At 57.8% G+C, this 21,150-nt stretch carries 21 protein-coding genes; 7 read left to right on the top strand and 14 right to left on the bottom strand.

Annotated elements, in window-relative coordinates:
• Positions 1 to 152 precede the first annotated feature (152 nt).
• The 13 genes from ACSQ3F_RS25900 to ACSQ3F_RS25960 all read right to left on the bottom strand — a co-directional run bounded on the left by ACSQ3F_RS25900 (position 153) and on the right by ACSQ3F_RS25960 (position 11,974).
• Positions 153 to 596: an Lrp/AsnC family transcriptional regulator gene (locus ACSQ3F_RS25900; RefSeq protein WP_436103065.1), complete on the bottom strand. Its 444-nt coding sequence runs from the start codon at positions 594 to 596 to the stop codon at positions 153 to 155.
• Complete coding sequence (locus ACSQ3F_RS25905; RefSeq protein ID WP_436103066.1) at positions 593 to 1,402, bottom strand: phosphotransferase; 810 nt, start codon at positions 1,400 to 1,402, stop codon at positions 593 to 595. The genes ACSQ3F_RS25900 and ACSQ3F_RS25905 overlap by 4 nt, the downstream gene beginning before the upstream one ends.
• Positions 1,403 to 1,414: 12 nt before the next feature.
• Entirely contained in the window at positions 1,415 to 2,842 is a 1,428-nt protein-coding gene (locus ACSQ3F_RS25910; RefSeq protein ID WP_436103067.1) for an aspartate ammonia-lyase, read from the bottom strand.
• Positions 2,842 to 3,720 (bottom strand): 4-hydroxy-tetrahydrodipicolinate synthase, encoded by an 879-nt coding sequence (gene dapA, locus ACSQ3F_RS25915; RefSeq protein WP_436103068.1) that lies wholly within the window; start codon positions 3,718 to 3,720, stop codon positions 2,842 to 2,844. Before dapA ends, ACSQ3F_RS25910 begins: the two co-directional genes overlap by 1 nt.
• A 42-nt stretch (positions 3,721 to 3,762) precedes the next feature.
• A complete protein-coding gene (locus ACSQ3F_RS25920) occupies positions 3,763 to 5,181 on the bottom strand; it encodes an aldehyde dehydrogenase family protein (RefSeq protein ID WP_436103069.1) in 1,419 nt (472 codons plus the stop codon).
• On the bottom strand, positions 5,178 to 6,239 hold the full coding sequence (locus tag ACSQ3F_RS25925; protein WP_436103070.1) for a homoserine dehydrogenase: 1,062 nt from the start codon (positions 6,237 to 6,239) through the stop codon (positions 5,178 to 5,180). The genes ACSQ3F_RS25920 and ACSQ3F_RS25925 overlap by 4 nt, the downstream gene beginning before the upstream one ends.
• 115 nt (positions 6,240 to 6,354) lie before the next feature.
• Positions 6,355 to 6,672 carry a DMT family transporter gene (locus ACSQ3F_RS25930; RefSeq protein ID WP_436103071.1) on the bottom strand — a complete coding sequence of 106 codons (318 nt, stop codon included), beginning with the start codon at positions 6,670 to 6,672 and terminating at the stop codon, positions 6,355 to 6,357.
• Positions 6,673 to 6,774: 102 nt separating this feature from the next.
• A complete protein-coding gene (locus tag ACSQ3F_RS25935; RefSeq protein WP_436103072.1) occupies positions 6,775 to 7,986 on the bottom strand; it encodes a trans-sulfuration enzyme family protein in 1,212 nt (403 codons plus the stop codon).
• A 39-nt stretch (positions 7,987 to 8,025) separates the two neighbouring features.
• The gene (locus ACSQ3F_RS25940) at positions 8,026 to 8,715 is read right to left on the bottom strand and encodes an ABC transporter permease (protein WP_062942557.1); all 690 of its coding nucleotides are present in this window, start codon (positions 8,713 to 8,715) and stop codon (positions 8,026 to 8,028) included.
• A gap of 9 nt (positions 8,716 to 8,724) precedes the next feature.
• The gene (locus tag ACSQ3F_RS25945) at positions 8,725 to 9,447 is read right to left on the bottom strand and encodes an ABC transporter permease (protein ID WP_018484474.1); all 723 of its coding nucleotides are present in this window, start codon (positions 9,445 to 9,447) and stop codon (positions 8,725 to 8,727) included.
• Between the two features lie 72 nt (positions 9,448 to 9,519).
• The gene (locus ACSQ3F_RS25950) at positions 9,520 to 10,281 is read right to left on the bottom strand and encodes a transporter substrate-binding domain-containing protein (protein WP_436103073.1); all 762 of its coding nucleotides are present in this window, start codon (positions 10,279 to 10,281) and stop codon (positions 9,520 to 9,522) included.
• 39 nt (positions 10,282 to 10,320) lie between these two features.
• Positions 10,321 to 11,103: an ABC transporter ATP-binding protein gene (locus tag ACSQ3F_RS25955; protein WP_436103074.1), complete on the bottom strand. Its 783-nt coding sequence runs from the start codon at positions 11,101 to 11,103 to the stop codon at positions 10,321 to 10,323.
• Positions 11,104 to 11,287: 184 nt separating this feature from the next.
• Positions 11,288 to 11,974: a B3/B4 domain-containing protein gene (locus ACSQ3F_RS25960; protein ID WP_436103075.1), complete on the bottom strand. Its 687-nt coding sequence runs from the start codon at positions 11,972 to 11,974 to the stop codon at positions 11,288 to 11,290.
• A 43-nt stretch (positions 11,975 to 12,017) separates the two neighbouring features.
• Between ACSQ3F_RS25960 and ACSQ3F_RS25965 the strand changes: the two genes are divergently transcribed.
• Positions 12,018 to 12,641 (top strand): helix-turn-helix domain-containing protein, encoded by a 624-nt coding sequence (locus ACSQ3F_RS25965; RefSeq protein WP_018484470.1) that lies wholly within the window; start codon positions 12,018 to 12,020, stop codon positions 12,639 to 12,641.
• Positions 12,642 to 12,790: 149 nt separating this feature from the next.
• On the top strand, positions 12,791 to 14,041 hold the full coding sequence (locus ACSQ3F_RS25970; protein WP_436103076.1) for a trans-sulfuration enzyme family protein: 1,251 nt from the start codon (positions 12,791 to 12,793) through the stop codon (positions 14,039 to 14,041).
• An 81-nt stretch (positions 14,042 to 14,122) separates the two neighbouring features.
• Here ACSQ3F_RS25970 and ACSQ3F_RS25975 read toward each other — a convergent pair whose 3' ends face one another.
• Positions 14,123 to 15,475: a sigma-54 interaction domain-containing protein gene (locus ACSQ3F_RS25975; protein WP_436103077.1), complete on the bottom strand. Its 1,353-nt coding sequence runs from the start codon at positions 15,473 to 15,475 to the stop codon at positions 14,123 to 14,125.
• A gap of 261 nt (positions 15,476 to 15,736) precedes the next feature.
• Between ACSQ3F_RS25975 and ACSQ3F_RS25980 the strand changes: the two genes are divergently transcribed.
• The 5 genes from ACSQ3F_RS25980 (at position 15,737) to nthB (ending at position 21,138) form a co-directional block, all read left to right on the top strand.
• Positions 15,737 to 16,567: an alpha/beta fold hydrolase gene (locus ACSQ3F_RS25980; protein WP_436103078.1), complete on the top strand. Its 831-nt coding sequence runs from the start codon at positions 15,737 to 15,739 to the stop codon at positions 16,565 to 16,567.
• A gap of 13 nt (positions 16,568 to 16,580) precedes the next feature.
• Positions 16,581 to 18,203, top strand: a complete 1,623-nt coding sequence (locus ACSQ3F_RS25985; RefSeq protein ID WP_436103079.1) for an MFS transporter — start codon at positions 16,581 to 16,583, stop codon at positions 18,201 to 18,203.
• 644 nt (positions 18,204 to 18,847) lie between these two features.
• Positions 18,848 to 19,822: a CobW family GTP-binding protein gene (locus ACSQ3F_RS25990; RefSeq protein WP_436103080.1), complete on the top strand. Its 975-nt coding sequence runs from the start codon at positions 18,848 to 18,850 to the stop codon at positions 19,820 to 19,822.
• A gap of 45 nt (positions 19,823 to 19,867) precedes the next feature.
• Positions 19,868 to 20,368, top strand: coding sequence for a DUF1097 domain-containing protein (locus ACSQ3F_RS25995; RefSeq protein ID WP_436103081.1), 501 nt, complete (start codon positions 19,868 to 19,870; stop codon positions 20,366 to 20,368).
• Between the two features lie 26 nt (positions 20,369 to 20,394).
• A complete protein-coding gene (nthB, locus tag ACSQ3F_RS26000; RefSeq protein WP_436103082.1) occupies positions 20,395 to 21,138 on the top strand; it encodes a nitrile hydratase subunit beta in 744 nt (247 codons plus the stop codon).
• Positions 21,139 to 21,150 lie beyond the last annotated feature (12 nt).

Below are 21,150 nucleotides of genomic sequence, written 5' to 3' on the forward strand. Positions count from 1 at the left end.
CCTACCATCGACAGAGTCAGCATTCTCGTCCACGGGCTTCCGGGACAAGGGAGATTGGCATCGGGTCGAGCAGGTAAAACGTCGCCCTTTCGAAGGCTGTTCAATTATTCTGTCAACAGCGGATCCGAATGTCCAGTTTCGGGTCCTGACACCTATTTCCGAATGACCGAGGATAGAGCGAATGCCGTGAGGGTATCCCGCACGCCGGGAAGCTCCGATATCAGTTGCCAGATTTGGCGAATGCGATCCGCCTCAGGAGACTCGACCCTCACCAGCAGGTCAAAATCGCCTGTCATCACATCACAGGCGACGACCTCCGGGATTTTTCGCAAAGCGTGGATGACCTCGCCGCCCCTCATGCGATCCTGGCGGTAGACGAACATCAATGCAGTAGTGATGTGACTGTCGTTTCCGCCATCGCCGGTGACAATCGTATAGCCCTTGATGAAGCCTTCGCGCTCTAGCCGTTCGATGCGAACCCGAACAGCATTGCGCGACAAGTTCACCTTAGCTGACAGCTCAGCGTGAGATGCGCGCGCGTTCAACTTCAAGGCGGCAAGGATCTGTTCGTCAATGCGGTCGAGAAGATATTTCATGCAGGACGGCACTCCGCTTGCCGCGCTGCTGCTCCAAATCCTGTCGATTCAAAGGCGCGAACTGCAGCCTGAAGCAGGCGAGTCTTGTCCTTCTCACCGGCGTAACGTCTGGCGGCGGATGCGAGGACAAACGCGGGAAGTGCCGTTGCTTCTGCCTCAGTCAGGAGCCTTACACTCTCATATCCGGCCCGAATGGCACTGGCTTTCTCTTCGTCCAGCTCTCCAGTCAGCAGGCTCGCCCAGCCGACGAGAACCTCGGCAATCTCTGAAATCAGCACATCATCGTGCCGAAGCCGAAAGTTGATAACCCCACTGACGTCTTCTCCAAGGAAGAAGACGTTGGAAGGTATCAAGGCTCCATGCAGAGGACCGGCCGGCAGCTGATTTAGAGAACGCTTTTTGCCTCCTTGCAGGGTCATGTGGATCCGCGCCATGAGGCTGCCAAGGCTTTTACACTTTCCTGGCGTTGGATCGTTTGTCGACGAACCTGATACGAAACTCACGACGGCAACGAGACGGCCGGCCGCCCGGAAGGTCGCATCGCCATCAATCGTGCGCGTTGGTTTCGGGCAGGGAATACCGCTGTTGTTCAGCGTCTCCATCGTTGCGAACGCCCGCTCGAGATCCAGCGGCTCGGCGCCGTTTTCGAACAGTGTGACGATGAACTCACCCTCCGCCGTCCGGAAAAGATAGGTTGTTTCCCTGTCGCCGTCGGCAATACCGATCACCGATGACAGGGAGGTCATGCCATAGGCCGCCGCGATCGAGTTTCGGTCCTCGTCGGATATTTCCGTGAAAACGGCCATTCTTTCCTCCGTTCAACCGCGCATAATCTTCGAAACATTGGCAAATTCCGCGGCGTCTCCAAAAATCTGATGAGCCTGACTTTCGGTCAGAACGCTTTCTTCTTCGACGACATCTCGCAAGTTTCTCTTCTCGACCAGCGCCTTCTTGGAGAGGTACGCCGCTTTGCTGTATCCAATCAGCGTCGCCAATGGCGTGGCAAGAACGAGAGATTGGTCGAGCAACGCCTTGCAACGATCGACGTCGACTTCGATGCCATCGATGCAGCGTTCCTTCAAGACCACCATGCCTCTGGTCAGCATGCGCATCGATTGAAGGATGTTCAAAACGATGACGGGTTCCATGGCATTCAGCTGTAGCTGGCCGGCACTTGCAGCGAGCGTCACCGTCAGATCATTGCCGATGACCTGAAAGCTGATCTGGTTCATCATCTCCGGGATGACGGGATTGACCTTGCCAGGCATGATGGACGAGCCGGCTTGAACAGGCGGCAAGCGAATCTCACCCAGACCGCCGCGGGGTCCACTGCTCAGGAGCCGGAGGTCATTGCAGATCTTGCTCAGTTTAACCGCAATTCGCTTGAGCACGCCTGAAAAGGACACGAACCCGCCTGTGTCCGATGTCGCTTCGATGAAGTTGCGGGCAGGGATTAACGGATAGCCAGATACTCGGGACAGGTGACCGCAGGCCAACTGCGCGAAGCCTGAGGGTACGTTGATTGCCGTGCCGATCGCCGAGCCGCCGAGGTTTATCTCTTTAAGAAGCTTAGAGGCGTACTGGACCTGAATGATATCCTCGTCAATGAGTTCAGCGAAGGCTTCGAATTCCTGCCCCGCGGTCATCGGCACAGCGTCTTGCAACTGTGTCCGGCCGACTTTCACAGCACTCGAGTATTGCACGGCCTTGGCTCGAAATGCATCGCGAAGCGCGACCTCAGCCGCGATAAGCCCTTCGCATGCCCGTAAGATCGTCAGCCGGATAGCCGTGGGGTAGACGTCGTTTGTCGATTGAGACAGATTGACGTCGTCGTTGGGATGCAACTTGGAATAATCGCCAACGTCAGCGCCCATTTTCAAAAGGGCGAGGTTTGCAAGAACCTCGTTCACGTTCATGTTCGTCGAGGTGCCGGCACCTCCCTGCATCATGTCGACGGGAAAGTTCTCATCGATATCATTGAGCGCGATGATTTCGTCGGACGCTTGAGAGATCGCTTCGGCCTTTTCGGGGGAAAGAAGCCCGAGCTCCATGTTTGCGAGAGCAGATGCCTTTTTCACCATCGCCATCGACTGGATGAGCTCGGGAAAATCCCTCAAACGCAGCCCGGAGACGTCAAAATTCTGTTCAGCGCGCCGTGTATGGACGCCGTAGAGTACATGTCGCGGAATGGTCAGCGGCCCGATAAGATCTGATTCGATGCGTTCAGCAAGCGTTGTCTTGTCCATCAAACCAGGATCCCCGCGTGACGCATGGCGCTGTCAATCTCTTCCTGGACGGAAGAGCTGACCGAAACGAGCGGCAGCCGCAGATCGCCGCGAATGCGACCAAGACGCTGCAAGGCATATTTCGGTCCAGCAGGGTTCGTTTCAAGAAAAAGCGCCCGGTGTAGTGGCATCAGGCGGTCCTGCAGCTTCAAAGCCGAGGCAAAGTCACCGTTTAGGCAAGCCTGCTGGAAGTCAGCGCAGAGACCCGGCGCGACATTCGCCGTCACCGAAATGCAGCCATGTCCACCATGGGCCATGTAGCCGAGTGCCGTGCCATCTTCACCCGTCAAAAGATTGAACTTTTCCCCGCAGGCCATACGCTCGAGGGACGGGCGCAACAGGTTGCCGGTTGCATCCTTGACGCCTTTCACATTCGCGCAGTCCTCAAAAATGCGGGCCAGCGTTTCGACCTGGATATCGATGACGCTGCGGCCGGGGATATTGTAGACGATGATCGGAACAGTGGCCGCGGCATCGATCGCCTTGAAGTGCTGATAGATCCCCTCCTGGGTCGGCTTGTTGTAATAGGGCGCGACAATAAGAACCCCGTCGGCGCCGGCGTCCTGCGCATGGCGGACGAAGTCGATTGCTTCCGCCGTGCTGTTTGATCCGGCGCCCGCGATGACGGGCACACGGCCCTTGGCGGCCGCGATGGTGATCTCGACCACCTGCTTATGCTCGGCATGGCTGAGCGTCGGACTTTCCCCCGTTGTCCCGCATGGAACGAGACCGAAGGATCCTTCTTCGATCTGCCACTCGACGAGGTCGCGCAAGGCGGCCTCGTCGACGCGACCATCAGCAAAAGGCGTGACAAGCGCGGTAATAGAACCCTTGAACATTTTTACTCCCTGAGTTGCCGATGGATTTGAGCAGGCCTGGCGTTACGTCTTCAGGCGGTTGATGCACACGACTTTCGGCTGGGTCATGTCCTCATAGGCAAACCGGACGCCCTCGCGGCCCATGCTTCCATATTTGAAGCCGCCAAACGGCATTGCATCGAATCGGTAGTCGGACGAGTCGTTGATCATGACGCCTCCAGCCTCGAGCTTGCTTGCAGCCTCAAGCGCCCCTTCCAGGTCGTTTGTAAAAATGCCGGCGTGAAGGCTGTATTCGGGGCTGTTTGCCAGATCGATCGCATCCGCCAGCCCATCGAAGGGCTGAAGAATGACGATTGGCGCGAACACTTCCTCGCCCCAGGCGTCACAGGAGGCTGGAACATTCTCCAGGACCGTCGGCGGATAGAGGTTGCCAGTCGGCTTATGGCCCCAAAGCAATGTCGCACCGGCAGCGAGCGCCCGTTCGACCATTGCGGCCGCTCTTTCGACCGCCTTTTGTGAGATCATCGGGCCGACATCAGTGTCGGCTTCCAAAGGATTGCCGGTCTTGAGCTTCCTGGTTTCTGCGACGAACTTCGCCTTGAATTGCTCATAGATCGGCCGCTGGATCAAAATTCGCTGCGTGCCAATACAGTTTTGACCGGCCGCCCAGTAGGCTCCAGATACGCAGGCCTCGACGGCAGCATCGAAGTTGCAATTCTCCATTACGATGACAGGAGCATTGCCGCCAAGGTCCATGGCAAGCTTTTTGAGGCCTGCTGTTTTGGCAATCGCTTCACCAGTGGCAAAGCCACCGGTGAAGGAGATCATGCGAACGTCTCTCGCCGCAACAAGGGCTTTTCCAAGCTCAGCGCCGCCAATCGCCACCGTTATGATTTCCTCGGGCAGACCGCTTTCGACCAGGACTTCAACGAGTTTGATGGCGGAGAGAGGGGTAAGTTCGGACGGCTTCAAAAGTACGGCATTGCCGCCGGCAATTGCCGGGCCAAGTTTGTGGGCGACGAGATTGAGCGGATCATTATAGGGCGTGATGGCGGCAATGATGCCCAGTGGTTCTCTCGTGTACCATCCTTGGCGAGACTCCGAGCCTGCGTAAGCATCGAACGGGATGACTTCGCCCGCATTGCGTTTGGCCTCGTCGGCAGACAGCTTGAGCGTATTGACGCACCGGGTTGTCTCTTTGCGAGCCTGCGTAATCGTCTTGCCCGCCTCCTTGACGATGAGAAGCGCGAAGTCCTCGCGCGCGGCTTCGATGGCCGCAGCGGCCTTTTCAAGGATCGCGGACCGCTTGTGACGGGGCAGGGTTCTGGCAATCTGCGCACCGCGCCTTGCCCGCTCCAGAGCCACGTTCACGCTTGCGGCACAGGTTTCCACGACCGTTCCGACCAGCGTACCGTCGAATGGGCTGGTGACGGCAATTTCTTCAGACGCGGTCGTTTGTGTGAGTGCAAGGTTGAGCATCATGCAGCCTCCTTAGCGATGGCCGAAGCGCCGGCGGAATGAATGGCGACGATATCGGAAAGAAGCGCATAGGCGGTTTCGATGCGGCCGGCGCCAGGTCCGGTGATCGTCACGGCGCCCAGCAGTTCGGTGTCGAGCGACACTGCATTGGTGGCACCGTTGACGCCTGCCAGCGGATGGCCGAGGTCAAGCCGTTTGGGGGAAACACTGCCTGTCACGCTGCCATCGTCATTGCGAACCGCAGCTCCGATCAGCTTCCAGCGGCTGTTTGCCTTTGCTGCATCCTCGATGTCTGAAGGTGAAAGACCGGAGATACCCTTGCAGCTTACGTCCTCAGGCTTGAGATTTGCGCCAAGCAGCTCGTTTGCCAGGATGACGACTTTCAGACGAACGTCGAAACCTTCGACATCGGCGGTGGGATCGGCCTCGGCATAGCCGAGCTCTTGGGCTTCTTTCACAGCGGATGCGAAATCCAAACCCGCTTCCATGCGACCGAGGACGAAGTTGGATGTGCCGTTCAAAATTCCTTCAAAGCCCTTCAGTTCGGCGCCGGCAAGCGTTTTCTCAGCCATGCGAATGACCGGCGTGCCGCTCATCACGGCGCCCTCGTACTCAAAGCGTACACCGTTGACCTTTGCCAGCGCCTTGAGCGCCTGGGCCTCAATGGCGACCGGCCCCTTGTTGGTGGTAACCACGTGTTTGCCGGTCTCAAGCGCCCAGCGGCAATGCGAGACAGCAGGTTCGCCGTCCTTCGGATTGGTGAACGTGGCCTCGACGACAATATCTGCGGGTGCGGTCTTGATAATAGTCTCGTTGTCGGCTTCGGCACTTCCCCCGGAAAGCTGTCCAAAGCCGCCCTTTTCGAACTTCGCCTCGACCAGGGTCCTCGCATCAAGACCGTTCGGCGAAATCACCGAACCAAGATAGAGATCGCTCACGGCGACGATATTCAGGCGGAATCCAAGATCGCGCTCCCAGAGCTGGTTCTTGGCGGCAATGAGTTCGGCCAGGGCGCGATTGACGCCGCCAAATCCAATAAGTGCGATATTGTAAACTGTCATAACGATCCTCCAGTGAAGTCTATGAGGGTAAGCATGGGATGCGGATTGCTCTGCAGGAACCAGGCAAACGGACCAAAGAGCAGCGCACTTTGCTCAATCTGCTGCCGGACGTAGGTCAGGTGCTGGCGAGCTTCATCATGAGAATCCCCGACACGATCAAGGCGCCCGCTGCCAAACGCATGGGCGACGCGGGCTCTCCAAGGATCGCCATTCCGAGCAGAAAGGAGCCAACTGCACCGATCCCTGTCCAAACCGTGTAGGCGGTACCGAGCGGCAGCACCTTCATCGAAAGGGACAGCAGCACGCCGCTGGCAATCATCGCAATGACGGTGATTGCCGACGGGATGAGCAGCGTGAAACCGTCGGATCTCTTCATGTAGAACGCCCAGACGACCTCAAGCAGGCCGGCGACGAACAGGATTATCCAGTACATAATATCCTTCCTGGCGGACCTCCGGGTCTACCGCGCATCAGGCTTTGACGGCGACATGAATTGCCCGGCGAGGGGCAATTCATGTCCAACTCGACTTCGTGTTCAGCTTCGCCCGAACGTCTCGTCGAGGGCGTTACTGATGTCAGCAATCAGATCCTCGGTGTCTTCCAGACCGATCGAAAGCCGCAGATGCCCGTATTTCTGGAAGTTCGGCGGGTAACGATCGGAGCCGCCGCGGCCACTGCCACCGACATGGACGATCAGGCTCTCGTCGTGACCAAGCGAGACGGCGGACGTGATGACCCTGAGATGTGCGACGAACCGGTTCTGCGCATCGGGATCGCCATCGACGGCAAAAGCCATGACCGCGCCGTAGCCCTTGCCAGCAAACTGCGTTCTGGCAAGCGCGTGCTGGTCATGGCTGTCGAGACCGGGATAGGTGACATAGGCGACGCGCTTGTCGGCTGCGAGGGACCGGGCGACGATCTCTGCGGATGAAAACTGCTGCTTCAGGCGCAGCGGCAAAGTCACTGAGCCTCGCATGATCAGCCAGGCGTTGAACGGGGAAATCGTGCCGCCGAGATCGACGAGCGCGTCTGCCTTGATGTGATGGATGAGCGTCTTCGAGCCGATGACGACCCCGCCCATCGCGTCGCCATGACCGTTGATGTATTTCGTCAGCGAGTGGATGACGAGATCTGCACCAACTGCGAGCGGGCGGAAGAACGGGGGAGGGGTGAAGGTCGAGTCCACCGACAGGAGCGCGCCCGCTTGTTTTGCGATTGAGGCCAGCGTCGCGATATCGGCAACCTTGGTCGTTGGATTGGCGATTGTCTCTGTATGGATCAGCTTGGTATTCGGGCGCACGGCGGCTCGGACGGCATCCATGTCGCCCATGTCGACGAAGGTGGCTTCAATATTGTAGCGCTGCGGCAAAAGCTCTGAAAACAGTCGCCACACGGCCTCATAGGTGACGTCACCGACAATCACGTGGTCGCCGCTCTTCAAAAACGTAAAGAACACGGCATGAAGCGCCGCAACGCCCGTTGCGAAGACGGCTGCATCCTCGCCGCCCTCTATGGCCGCGAGCTTGCGCTGCAGGCCGATCTGATTGTGGCCGGAATTGCGCGTATAGGAGGGGCTCTCGGTGTCCGACCAGTCCATTGTAGAAGGGTCGTAAGGAAGTTCGTACGAATTCGCCATCACGATCGGTGTGCGAATAGCGCCCGATGTCTTGTCGATTTCGTTGCCGCCGTGCACCGACAGCGTATTGAAGGAGAGCGTCGATAGATCGTGTTTGTCTGGTCTCGACATAATTAACCTCTTTGTTGAAGTGAGTGGTTGGGGAGTGCCTCAGCGCCTGACCGGGATGGCGTTTTCCAGTTTCTGGAACCCTTGCGTGATCAGGAAAGTCAGGCTGACGTAGAAGACGGTGACGAGGAGGAGTGGCTCGTAGACGAGGAGCGTATCCTGGCGGATTTTGTAGGCAGCACCGTAGAGATCCATCACGGTCACCGAAAATACGATCGGTGTCGCCTTGAGTTGCAGGACGACCTCGCCGGCGAAGGTCGGAAGTCCGATCCGGATCGCTCTCGGCAACCAGATCCGGCGCAGGATCATCCAGGGTGACATGCCAACGGCGCGTGCAGCCTCAAGTTCGCCTTTCGGGACCGCCAGCATGGCTCCCCGAAGAATCTCCCCTTGGTAAGCGGCGAAGTTGAGCGTCAGGGCCAACGCCGCAAAGAACAATCCCTCTCGCAAGACCGGCCAAAGAAAGCTGCTCCGCAATCCAGGGATATGCGGCAGATACGAGCCAAGACCATAGTAGATGAGCCAAAGCTGGATGAGCAAAGGCGTTCCGCGAAAGAATGTGCAGTACGACTTGGAGAGCCAACGGGCGATGGAACCACGGCCGACCTGGGCAATCGCCAGGAGAATGGCGAGCGCAAATCCCAGCGTGACCGAAATCGTCAGCAGCAGGCATGTCAGGAAGGCGCCATAGAGCAGCAAGTCCTGGTACTCGAATATCCAACCGAAATCCATGTCCGCCTCCTACGCTACTGGTCGTTGGCCGCGACGAAAGTAGGCTTCGAGCGCAGAGAACAGCAGGTTCGATAGAATCGTGATGACGAGATAAAGTGCCGCCGCAGCCAGGAAGAAGACCATGTACTGCTTGGTGTTGCTCGCGGCGACGCGGGCAGCAAGAGCCAGTTCCTGATAACCAACGACGGCAATCAGGGCGCTGTCCTTGATCACGGACATCCACAGATTGGCAAAGCCGGGCAATGCATTGGGGATGAGAGCCGGTAAGACGATGCGGCGGAAGCGTAAGCCTGGCCGCATCCCAAAGGCCTTGGCGGCTTCAAGCTGTCCAACAGGAATGGCGAGGATCGCGCCCCGTAAAACCTCGGTCATGTAGGCCCCCTGAACAAAGCCCAGCACCGCGATTGCCGCGACCAGGCCATTGACCTCGACTGGGCCAAGGTCCGCCATGGCAAGAATCCGATTCAGCCCATCCGTTCCCGCATAGTAGAGCGAGACGATCAGGATGAGCTCCGGCACGGCACGGACGATCGTCGTATAGACATTGAGAGCATATTGCAGTGGGGCAAACCCACTCAACTTGCCGAGTGCGCCGAACAAGCCCAGCACCATTCCAAACAGATAGGCACCAAACGAGATAAACAGGGTCGCGAACGCGCCGGTGATCAATACGCCGCCCCAGCCGGGAGGGGAAATCGACAGCATGTCCAGAATGGAACTTGAGGAACTCATGGGAAGCCTTCCAGAACAGGACCGGCAGATTTGCCACCAACGGCTGGTGACAAATCCGCCTCGCCCGTGGACTCAATAGGGGTCGTAGTCGAAGTACTTCTTGCTGAACTCGGCATAGGTGCCGTTCGCCCTGACAGCTTTGATCGCGCCATTCAGCTTTTCGCGAAGCTCGTCGTCGCCTTTGCGGACACCACCGCCGACGCCAGCGCCAAGAACTGCATCATCTGCTTCGACACTGCCTTTATATTCGCAGCACTCCTTGCCGAGATCGGTTTTCAGGAGTTCCTTGAGCGGTCCCGTGTCGGCAAAGATGTAGTCGACGCGCCCGGATGCTAGGTCCTGGAAGGATTCGTCGACGGTCGCATAGCTTTTTTCCGTCGCAATGTCGGAGAAGTGCTTTTTAAAGTAGGCAGACTGAGTTGTTGAGACGGCGATGCCGACGGTCTTTCCTTTCAACTGCTCGGCGGTCGCGCCGATGACGCCATCCCTGGCGCCAATCATGCCGGCGAGAGCCGAGTAATATTTGTCCGTGAAATCGATGCGCTTCTTGCGCTCGTCGGTGATCGACATCGAAGACCAGATCACGTCGATCTTCTTGCTCTCCAGAGCCGGAATGAGGCCGTCCCAGGAGACGTCGACGATCGTGCATTGTTCCTTCAGCTCTTTGCAGATCGCATCCATCAGATCGATCTCCCAGCCAATTGCTTTTCCCGAAGCGTCCTTCGTAGTGTAGGGCGCATAGGCCTCATTGACGACGCCGAAGCGGATTTCCGCTTGGGCGCTCGTCGCCAGCATGAATGCTGCGACAGCTAGAGCTTTTCCCAAATGCTTCATCTTAGGGTTCCCCTTTTTCTGTTGGGATGGTGGTGGTGGTTAGTGCGAACCGGCTGCAACAAACTCCTTGCAGCGTGCGCTGGTGGGTGCACCAAAGACCTGGGCCGGAGGGCCGAGTTCCTCGACCTGGCCCTGGTGCAAAAACATGACGCGGGTGGAAACGTCGCGTGCGAACTTCATCTCGTGGGTGACCATCACCATGGTGCGGCCTTCCTCGGCCAGCCCACGGATGACCTTGAGCACTTCGCCGACGAGTTCCGGATCGAGTGCCGAGGTCGGTTCATCAAACAGCATCACTGCCGGATCGACGCAGAGCGCGCGGGCAATCGACGCACGTTGCTGCTGGCCGCCGGAAAGGAAGGCGGGGTAGGTGTCCTTCTTGTCGTAGAGACCGACTTTGGCCAGTAGTGCCTCGGCCTTTTCGATCGCCGCTTTGCGCTCGATACGCAGGACGTGGATCGGGGCCTCGATGACGTTCTGGAGAATGGTCATGTGCGGCCAGAGATTGAAGCTCTGGAAGACCATGCCGAGGCCACTTCTCAGCCTCTCGATCTGCCGCCAGTTGGCGGGGTGGCATTTGCCGTCACGGCCCTTGCGGAAGATCACGTCTTCGCCGTTGATCTGGAAGGTTCCTTGGTCAGGAATTTCGAGGAAGTTGATGCAGCGCAGGAACGTGCTCTTTCCTGAGCCCGAAGATCCGATGATCGAGACCACGTCGCCCTTCTCCGCTGAAAGGGAGATCCCCTTCAGCACCTTGTGGGCGCCGTAGCTCTTGTGAACGTCGCTCACCAGCAAAGCTGGCTTGACTGTTTCGATGTACATTTCACCTCCATTGACTTGCGAGCGTTGGCCCACTCCTCCGCGGGCAAAGCTTCGCCATCGCCGTATCTGACAGCGGCATCATTCGTGGTTGCGAGTGTAAAAAATGGACGCGAACGTCCGCACGCGCCGCCTAAACGGCGCACGTTCCCCACCCTGCCATTGTCTCGGATTTACCGCCGGCGCGTTAGCCGGCTATAATCTTGTGTCTGTAGACCTCACAGCCTGGTGCCAGTTGCCTTAAACCGTTCACCAGCATGTTGGCCGCCTCCTCTAGCGCCTCCTCAGGCATTGTCGCCAAACTTTCCAAGATGAACCACATCCGTCCGCCCAGCGTCTCCAGTCGGGTCCGGGTACCTTGCCGCCAGTTCCAGCGCCGGCACGTGACACCGATATCGTCGCGCCAGATGACTTCACCCTTGGTAGGGTTTTCGATGACCGCCTCTCCGTTCATCACCGTGTCGAACACTTCGGTTCCGTCTGCAACAGACAACCGTGGCTTGCCGACATAGGCGTCTAAGTTTTCTCCACCGACCGGTATGGCAAAACGCAAGCTGACTGCGTTGTAGAGATCGACGATCGGGTTGATCGAAGGGATACGGCCGTCCTTCTTCACCCGCTTCTTCAGCGCCTGTGCAGAACAGGGCGTGCGATTCGGTTTTGCTCCAAACCGGCTATATGCCTCGGCCCAACTTGCCAGATGTGCTTCACTCCAGGCTGGCCCTCCAGCTCGGACAAAATCACAAGCCTCTTCCAGCACATTTCTGGCTATGGTGCCGCGCGTGTCATCCTTGATATCAACGAAGACGCTGATCGCGCGAAAGTCTGGTGCGATGTTTGCGATTTCTTTGTCGATGACCGGAAATTCCAACATGCCCTCTAGCTCCCATTGACCAATTTAGTCTATAATACTGACCATGGAAAAGAAAGTCAATATATCGACCGAAGCGGTCACCGATGTCGAACGCGTCAGTGCAACCGTGTCCCAGAACCTCAAATTGTTCAGGAAACAGAATGGCCTGACACTCGATGAGTTGTCGCGCAAATCCGGCGTCAGCAAAGGCATGCTGGTCGAAATCGAAAAGGGCAGCGCAAACCCGAGCATTGCGACGCTCTGCCGGGCAGCGACCGCATTGGGCGTTTCTGTCGCCGATTTCGTCGGGGTCGCAGTCAACGTGCCTGTGCGCATTGTTCCACCCGAGGATGCCTCGATCCTCTGGCGCGGTCCGAAGGGCGGGAGTGCCACTCTTCTGGTTGGAACCCACGGGCCGGATGAAATCGAGCTTTGGCGCTGGACGCTGTTTCCCGGTGAGGTTTTCGAATCGCCCGGCCATTCGGCCGGAACACTCGAACTGCTGAATGTGGAAACCGGTGCGCTTACCTTGAAACTGGCTGACAGCGAGCACCTCGTTAAAGCGGGCTCTTCGGTTTTGGCACGGACGGAAGACAAACATGCCTACATGAATTGTGGCAAGGAGGAGCTCCGCTTTGTAATGACTGTCGCGGAGCTGCAGCGTCCGCGCGTGAGAACGGGCCTGTAGCCACAGGCGCTGCTGCTTGCAGTCGGACCGAAGCACTTTTTGGTTGGCGGAGCACAGAACGTTGCAGCATGCACCGGCCGTCTCCTGAAATCGAGCACCGTGCCTAACGCCACACGGATGGTTACGCTCATCTCCACTGGCGCACCCCAATGCGCGCCGACCGGATGGCCGCAGCAGCCGATATTCGAATACCGTTTGGAACAGAGATCGATTGGTCTAGTCCACCGATGAGGTACAAGTTCATGCGAGATCGCGATGAGTTAGATGCGGCCGATCCGGAGTTCCACGAACTCGGATTCTCGACGCGTGCTATCCACCAACCAGTCGACCTGTCATTGAACCATCCCGCTCAATTGGTCAGAAAAAGAAGCGGTGCGGACAACCACGCCCACTCTGCGACGGACATGCTCGAGAAGACGTTGGCTCGCCTCGAAGGAGCCGAGGCCGGCTTGGTGCTTTCATCAGGATTGGCCGCCTTCAATATGCTCGCACTGGCGCTTCTTTCCGAAGGCGACGAGATGATCGTCCACAGGCAAGTCTGTACCGATACGGCCGCTCTGATGGAGAAGACGCTAACGCGGGCCGGCATCACGATGGTCCCGGTTGATCTGTCGCTTCCGGCAAACATCTGCCGTGCGGTGACGCCTCGAACGCGTCTCATTTATTTTGATACGCCGACAAATCCTCTCGGCGACATTCTCGACATCGCTGCAATCGCAGAATGCGGTCGCTCCCGCGGCCTCAAGATCGTTGTTGACAGCACATTCGCTTCGCCAGCCTTGCAGCGCCCGATTGAGCACGGCGCCGATATTGTCCTGCAATCGCTTACCAAATACATCAACGGTCATGGCGACACACTCGGCGGTGCCCTGCTGGGAGACACCGCAATCATTCAAAAGCTGCGGGAAACCAGCCTTCGTTTTCCTGAGGCGACCGTGATTTCACCGCAGGCTTCGTTCCTCATCCTTCGTGGCGTGAAAACACTTGCCCTCAGGATGGACCGGCACAGTTCCGCCGCCCAAGCGATCGCACTGACCTTGGAAACCCATCCGGCGGTGGCGTGGGTGAGATATCCCTTTCTTCCATCTCACCCGAACCATTCCACCGCTCGCAGGCAGATGTCAGGTGGCTCGGGAATGTTGGCTTTCGGCCTTCGTGCGGGCAGGGATGGTGCCACTGCGATGATCAGCAGACTGCGGCTTATACAGTCGGGCGTCAATCTGGCAGAGGTCGGCAGCCTCATATGCCATTCAGCCTGCCTCACCAGCGCCCGCCACCTGTCTCTTGTAGGAAGCGGCCTTTGCGACGCGCTTGGAGATGACGTCATCCGCTGCTCCGTCGGCCTGGAGGATGCCGAGGATCTTATCGAAGACATCCTGGAGGCTCTAGATTTCGGCTGAGCGTTTGTCTTGCCCGACCACGCGAGCCAAAGCGGGAGGAGATGTTTGCGGCTGAAACAGGGCGACTTGCTTGAAGGCAAGCTATTTTGCGCCCGGCTCCTTGAGAAGGCGATAGAGGTGGGCCCGGCTGATACCGAGCAATTCAGCCGCGCGGCTCCTGTTACCGCGCGTTTGTTTGAGAGCGGCACGGATCTCCGCGTCCGTTTGGGATCGGATCCTGTCTTTGAGTGGCGGCGTCGCGTCTGGCTTAGCCGGGGTTGAGGAAACCTCCTGGACAGAAATAGCGAGTGTCCCGGTAATGATCATTCGCGTCAGCGCGTTTTCGAGCTCGCGCACGTTTCCTGGCCACGCGTATCCGATCAACAGATTGCGATCGTGATCGGTCAGGTTTGGTGTGGGCTTACCAAGCCGACCTGCGATGCGCGCAAGCAAGCACTCGGCAAGGTGTGGGATATCGTTCCTATGCCGCAGGGGAGGGACGTTGATCGGCAAAACATTCAGCCGGTGATACAGGTCCTCGCGAAAGCGGCCCACCTTCACCAGGTCAAGAAGAGCTTTATTGGTCGCGCATACGATACTCGAGTCGATACTGACCGGATTGGTACCGCCGACACGAACGATTTCGTTCATCTGCAGAACGCGCAGCAAACTGCCCTGAAGGGCGAGCGGCATGTCGCCGATCTCGTCCAGGAAAAGCACGCCGCCTGTGGCAAGCTCAAACTTGCCCGGTTTGCCCTGGCTGCGAGCGCCCGTGAAAGCACCGCCTTCGTATCCAAAGAGCTCGGCTTCAATCAGCTCGCTGGGAATGGACGCGCAGTTGACCCACACAAAGGGTCCAGTACGCCTGTCCGACAGTGCATGAAGGGCATGCGCGGCCAGTTCCTTTCCCGCGCCGGTCTCGCCACAAATCATCACAGGCAACTCATACGCAGCTGCCACCTTAATGGCGTCCCGATAGGAATCCATCAACTCACCCGTGCCGATGATGTCATTCAGGCTGAACTTCGATTGCCACGCTCTGGGACGTTGCGGAATGGCGAGTTCCGCTTTCGATATCCGGCTGTAGGTCTTCTTTAAGGCATCATAGTCAGAGAAGAGGGCAAGGCCGACCGCACCGATGATCTTGCCGTCCCGGTGCACTGGAACTTGCTTCGTTACCAGTTTATGGCCACGAACCTCGAGCGGATAACCGACATGGGTGCCGATCCCGCGTGCAACGAAATGAAGCTTGGTCTGTGGCCCTACCACATCGGTTATGTGGCGCCCGAGGAAGTCATGGGCCTCACCGCCGAGCAGCCGGCAGTAGGGCTCATTGATCAGGACGATTGTCCCGGCTGTATCGACGGCGACCAGGCAGTCTGAGACATGATCGAGCACGAGACGGAGAAACCCGGCTTCTTCCGATGAACCTGCGAACCACTCCGGAAGCGTCATCTCAGCCTGACCTGGTTGGAACCCCGATGAAATTGCGTCACTGTCACTCTACCGACTAATCGTCTCTAAAGCGAGACAATATGTGTCTCTCTTTAGTGACAGTGCGCGAATGAGGTTGACATGCAAACACCTTCCGAGAGGTAAGAGGTCTTGGAATTTTGCACATATCTCCAAGGTGTTGAGCAATGGATACCTCGAAAACCGCCAACTGGCCCGGCCCTTGCGATGTTCCCTGCGTAAAAACCTAAAAGGGGAGCAGAAATGACGCATATTGAAACCATGATAATCGGCGATACGGTTGTCCAGATGTCGGGCGCTGGTTCACCGCTCGTGTTCGTGCACGGGTTCACGACCACCTCCGAATTCTGGCGGGAGCAAGTTGAGGCGTTTTCGTCCCGTTACAGGGTCATCCGCATTAATCTTCCAGGACACGGTGTGTCGCCACGGCCAGACGGACGCAGCTACACGATCCCGGCGTTTGCGAATGACATCCTGGCGGTTTATCACGCATTCGAGATAGACGAGGCCATTCTCGTCGGTCTCTCGATGGGGGGGACGGTGGCGCAAAGCTTCACCCTTTCCCATCCCGAGCGTGTCCGTGCGCTCGTCCTTGTCGGGGCCACCCCCCACGGACTTGGAGTGGACGTCAACGTGGACAATGTGCTCAAGGCAATCGACGAACTCGGTGTCGTCCAGGCGAGCCAAAATGTTATCGAGCGATCATTTGGCAGCATGGCAAGCCGCGCGCTCGTCGAATTCGCCAAGGTCCAGGTTGCCCAGACGCCGGCTTTCGTGGCGCGGGAGGCAATTGTCTCCCTCAATGCCTCGGACAGCCGGGCCCGCCTTCATGATATCAGCGCGCCGACGCTGGTCGTGGTCGGGAGTGAGGACATCATCACGCCGCCCGGCGAATCCGTTATCCTCGCAGAAGGGATTCCCGAAAGCCGCCTAGAGGTTATAGCGGACGCGGGTCATTTCCCGATGCTCGAGCAGCCTCAGGTCTTCAACCATGTCCTCGAGAGCTTTCTTAAGGACTGCGATAGTCGTTTTTCTCGGTCGAGTGGCGAAAGCCTCTCGCGCCAAACCGTTTGAGTGGGAGGTTCACATGTCTGTTCAAGAGATGACTTCACAGGTCACGTCACAAGCGCACGATCTCGACCGCAACACGAAACGGACCGTTTTTGCGGCCGCGCTCGGAACCGTTTTCGAATGGTATGACTTCTTTATCTACGGATCCCTTGCCGCCTTCTTCAGCACGTTGTTTTTCCCAAAGGGCAATGAAACCGCGGCTTTGCTCGCCGCGCTTGCGACCTTCGGCGCGGGCTTCGTCCTTCGACCCTTTGGTGCAATCGTCTTTGGCAGGCTCGGTGATCTTGTCGGCCGGAAGAAAACCTTCCTCGTGACCATGCTGGTCATGGGCCTCGCCACCGCCGCAATTGGCCTGCTGCCCACCTACGAGTCAATCGGATGGGCAGCTCCCGCCCTGCTTGTGGGATTGCGCCTGCTACAGGGTCTGGCGGTCGGCGGCGAGTTCGGTGGTGCCGTCACCTACGTTGCAGAACATTCCGACCCGGACCGGCGAGGCCTCACGACAAGCTGGATTCAGATCACCGCAACGCTTGGCCTATTCCTGTCGCTGATCGTGATCGTTCTTTGCCGGTCGCTGTTGTCGCCGGAAGACTTTGCAAGCTGGGGATGGCGTATCCCCTTTATCGGCTCAATCCTGCTTCTGATCCTGTCGCTCTATATACGCCTGAAGTTGCATGAGTCGCCTGTCTTCCAGGAGATGAAAGCTCAAGGGAAAGGCTCTAAAAACCCAATTGCCGAGACCTTGGGTGACCGCAAGAACCTGCGCCTCGTGCTGGTGGCGATCTTCGGCGTCGTCGCGGGCCAGGCGGTCGTTTGGTACACGGGCCATTTCTACAGCCTGTATTTTATGACGACCATCCTCAAAATGACTCATGATCAGGCGAACTTCTATCTTCTCGTGGCGCTCACACTCGGCACGCCGTTCTTCCTGTTCTTCGGTTGGCTTTCCGACAGGATCGGACGCAAGTGGATTGTCGTGACGGGATGTGCCTTGTCAGCTCTGCTGATCATGCCACTTTTCCAAGCGCTGGCGACCTACGGCAATCCGGCGCTGACGGAGTTCCGCGCCAAAACCTCCTTGGTGCTGGTGGGCAATGATTGCGACCACGATCAATCCTTTATCGGGCAATTGTTCCGGCCGCAGGCAACGACGGAATGCCAAAAAACGAAGGCGTTGCTGACTGGGCGTGCCGTTCCTTACACCGTGAAGGTTGACGGCGAGCCTCTCCGAATCCAGATCAATGGGGGTGAGGCGAAATCCCTGAATGAGGGCGAGCTCGTTGCCGCCCTGACGGAAGTGGGGATGCCGGCGGCAAATGTCCCGGTCCAGCCGAATGGTCCCATGGTTGTCTTGGTCCTCTTTGCCTTGGTTTTCCTGGCGACAATGGTCTACGGACCGCTCGGGGCGCTTCTGGTCGAACTCTTTCCCGTTCGGATACGGTACAGCGGTGTTTCGGTTGCCCTGCAACTCGGCAATGGATGGATCGGTGGATTTGCGCCTTTCGTGGCAACGGCAGTTGTGCTCACGACAGGAAACATCTTCGGCGGTCTCTGGTACACAGTCGCCTTTGCCGGTTTGACGGCAGTGATTGGTGCACTTCTCCTTCCGGAAACGCGGGGGCGCGATCTGAACACATAATCTTTACAACTAGGGGCGCCCCGCGCAGGGGACTTCGGTGAATATGGCTCCCGCCCCACTGCCTTGAAAACCGCATCGAAAGTCCGGGCACTTGTCCGGACTTTTCTGTCACGGGACGGGCATGACAGCCCGAAGAAATTGTAGCTTGCAGATTATCATCTCCAGGCCATGCTCAACCGCTGGGATCGACCCCGTGCATCGCAAGTGCGCCCGAGATCTACGGGCCGATGATCGGGCCACACGTTTAGGCTTGGCCGCACGCGCCACACCAGGCCCCCCGCCTGTTGCGCCAACGGTCTGCCAAAGCGGGTAAATGGAATTTTGCAAATCTGGGGACCATTCCTGGATAAAACGGGAGCTCATTGAAATTGACTACAATAAAATCATGCGCTGCCTATGTTTTGAGCATGCGGTTTATTTAAGCAGCAGCCGCGGTAAAGTGCGGAATTTTGGCGGTTTCTGCTGCTATTTTGGCCGGAAATGCATGCCTTGGCCCTATTGCGCAATTAGCCGGTTTTACCTGTAATGCGGCTTAAGCAAGCCTAGCGGCTCGCCAGTAACAGTACCTGAAAATCGAGAATTGGCTGAGATCGAACCCGCTTTAAGCGAGACGGCGAAGCTATGCAAACACGGAGCAAGCGGCAATGTCGAAGTTGAAAACGACAATCCTGACGGGGTTTTTGGGCGCGGGAAAGACAACCCTGCTGAACCGGATCTTGAGCTTGGGAAGCGCCGAGCGTGTCGCAGTCATCGTCAACGAGTATGGGGAGGTCGGGATAGATGGACAGCTCGTCGTTCAGACCAAGGATGAAATCGTCGAGCTCAACAATGGTTGCATTTGCTGCACGGTACGTGACGATCTTATCGCCGCCATCCGCAGCCTGCTCGCATCTGGACGACCAATCGACCGTTTCATAATCGAGACGTCTGGGCTCGCCGACCCCGCCCCGGTCATACAGTCGTTCATTCTCGACGAGGTTCTATCGGCAAGGCTTGAGCTCGATGCGATCGTCACCGTCGTCGACGCGCGTCACATATCGCGCCAGCTCTCGCAGGAGGAGGCGGTCGAGCAGATCAGTTTCGCCGACGTCCTCTTGCTCAACAAGATCGATCTTGAAGACGAATATCGTTTGATCGAAATCGAACAGGACCTGACGAGGCGCAACCCGCTGGCCCGGATCATCCGCACAAGTTCCTGCAACGTGGAACTGGCGGACGTGCTGGGGATCGGCGCCTTCGACCTCAAGAACATTCTGGCGATCGATCCGAACATTCTCGACGAACATGCCCACGAGCACGACCAAACGATCGGCTGCGTCGCAATCCGCGACTACGAGGCTCTCGACCCGGCCGCCCTCAATCGTTGGCTCACCCGACTTGTCCAGGAGATCGGCAACGATCTTTTCCGCATGAAGGGTGTGTTGAACTTCGCAGGCGAGGCGCGGCGATACGTCTTCCATGGCGTCCATATGACCCTGGAAGGACGCCCCGGCAAGATCTGGCAGCCCTCCGAGGCTCGCCTGAGCGACTTGGTCTTTATCGGTCGCAATCTCGACGAACGCGGCTTACGCGAGGGTTTCAGAAGCTGCCTTGCCAATCCGCATGCGCTCGCTTCCTGACCCCTTCATTCCGGAAATGCCACTTGTCCATCAAGGAGACAGAACATGCCCCCTCTCGTTGCCGCAATGATCAGCCTTGGCGTCCTGGGCGCGATCGATACCTACATTACCGCGAGCCTATTTCCCGTTCCCGTCTGGGTGACCTTCATCGCCTGGGCTTCCTTCTTCGCTTGTGGCGGTGGCCAGCGCGGACTGATCAAAAGCATTGTTTCGAACTGGACGGGCATCATCATCGCTACGATCACGCTCCTAATCATCCAGTTCGGACCAGCCTATCCAATCTTCGCTGCCGTCCTGGTCGGTCTCGGCACGTCGGCAATGGTACTTGCTTCCTCCATTCCGATCCTGAGCTTCACACCAGCGATCGTCTTTGGCTTCGCCTCCTTCGTTGGCACGACGGCCGCCACCAACACGACCGTTGTGACCTCCGGCATCAATCATCCAACACTCGTCGCGATGGCCGCCATGCTGCTTGGGGGTGTCTTCGGGTTGCTCTCCGAAATGGGCACCAATCTCCTGGCGGCCAAGAAGCCGATCACCGCCTAATTCCGTAACGCAGAAAGGACAACGTCATGAAACTGCAACACTATCTAGGCGGGCTTGAGGGTCTAGGCCCGGTGAGCACCGAAACTCGCGTTTTCGTCGAGACCTGGGAAACCCGCATCTTCGGCATCCATACGGCGATGATGGCGCTTTCCTCGCAACTGCCACTTCCCCCGACACCGTCCAAATTCACGACTGTTTGGACGTGGGCGGACCTTCGAAAGGGTGCCGAATCCCTGAACCCGTTCGATTATTTCAAATTCCGCTATTACGAAAAATGGCTCGGCGGCATTTCCGGCTACTTCATCGACAACGGATATATCACCGCGGAAGAACTCGACGCGTTGACGGAAGAATATTATAGCGATCCGTCGAAGCCGTTCCCGGCCGCCGGCGACGCGGCCATCGACAACCGGGTCGTGCAATATCTCGTCGAAGGCGACAGCCCGAAGCGCGACTCCAATGTGTCTTTTGATTTCGCAGTCGGCGACTTGGTTTCAATCAAGAACGTCCCCTCCATCGAGCACACCAGACTTCCAGGCTTTCTTCGCGACAAGAGCGGTACCGTCGAGACGGTCTATGACGGAGCCTACGTCTACCTTTGCGATACGGGGACAGACGGAATCGGCGCTGCAATGCCCGTCTACTGCATTCGGTTCGAACCGGAAGACCTCTGGCCCGGCAACACTGAGAAAAACTTCAGTCTCTACGCCGATCTGTATTCGCACTACGTCGAAGCGCCTGCGGCAGCATCTGCCAAACAGGCGGCTTGACCCGCCATCCAA

Source organism: Pararhizobium sp. LjRoot238 (assembly GCF_964252955.1).
In the GTDB taxonomy this organism is placed as follows: domain Bacteria; phylum Pseudomonadota; class Alphaproteobacteria; order Rhizobiales; family Rhizobiaceae; genus Pararhizobium.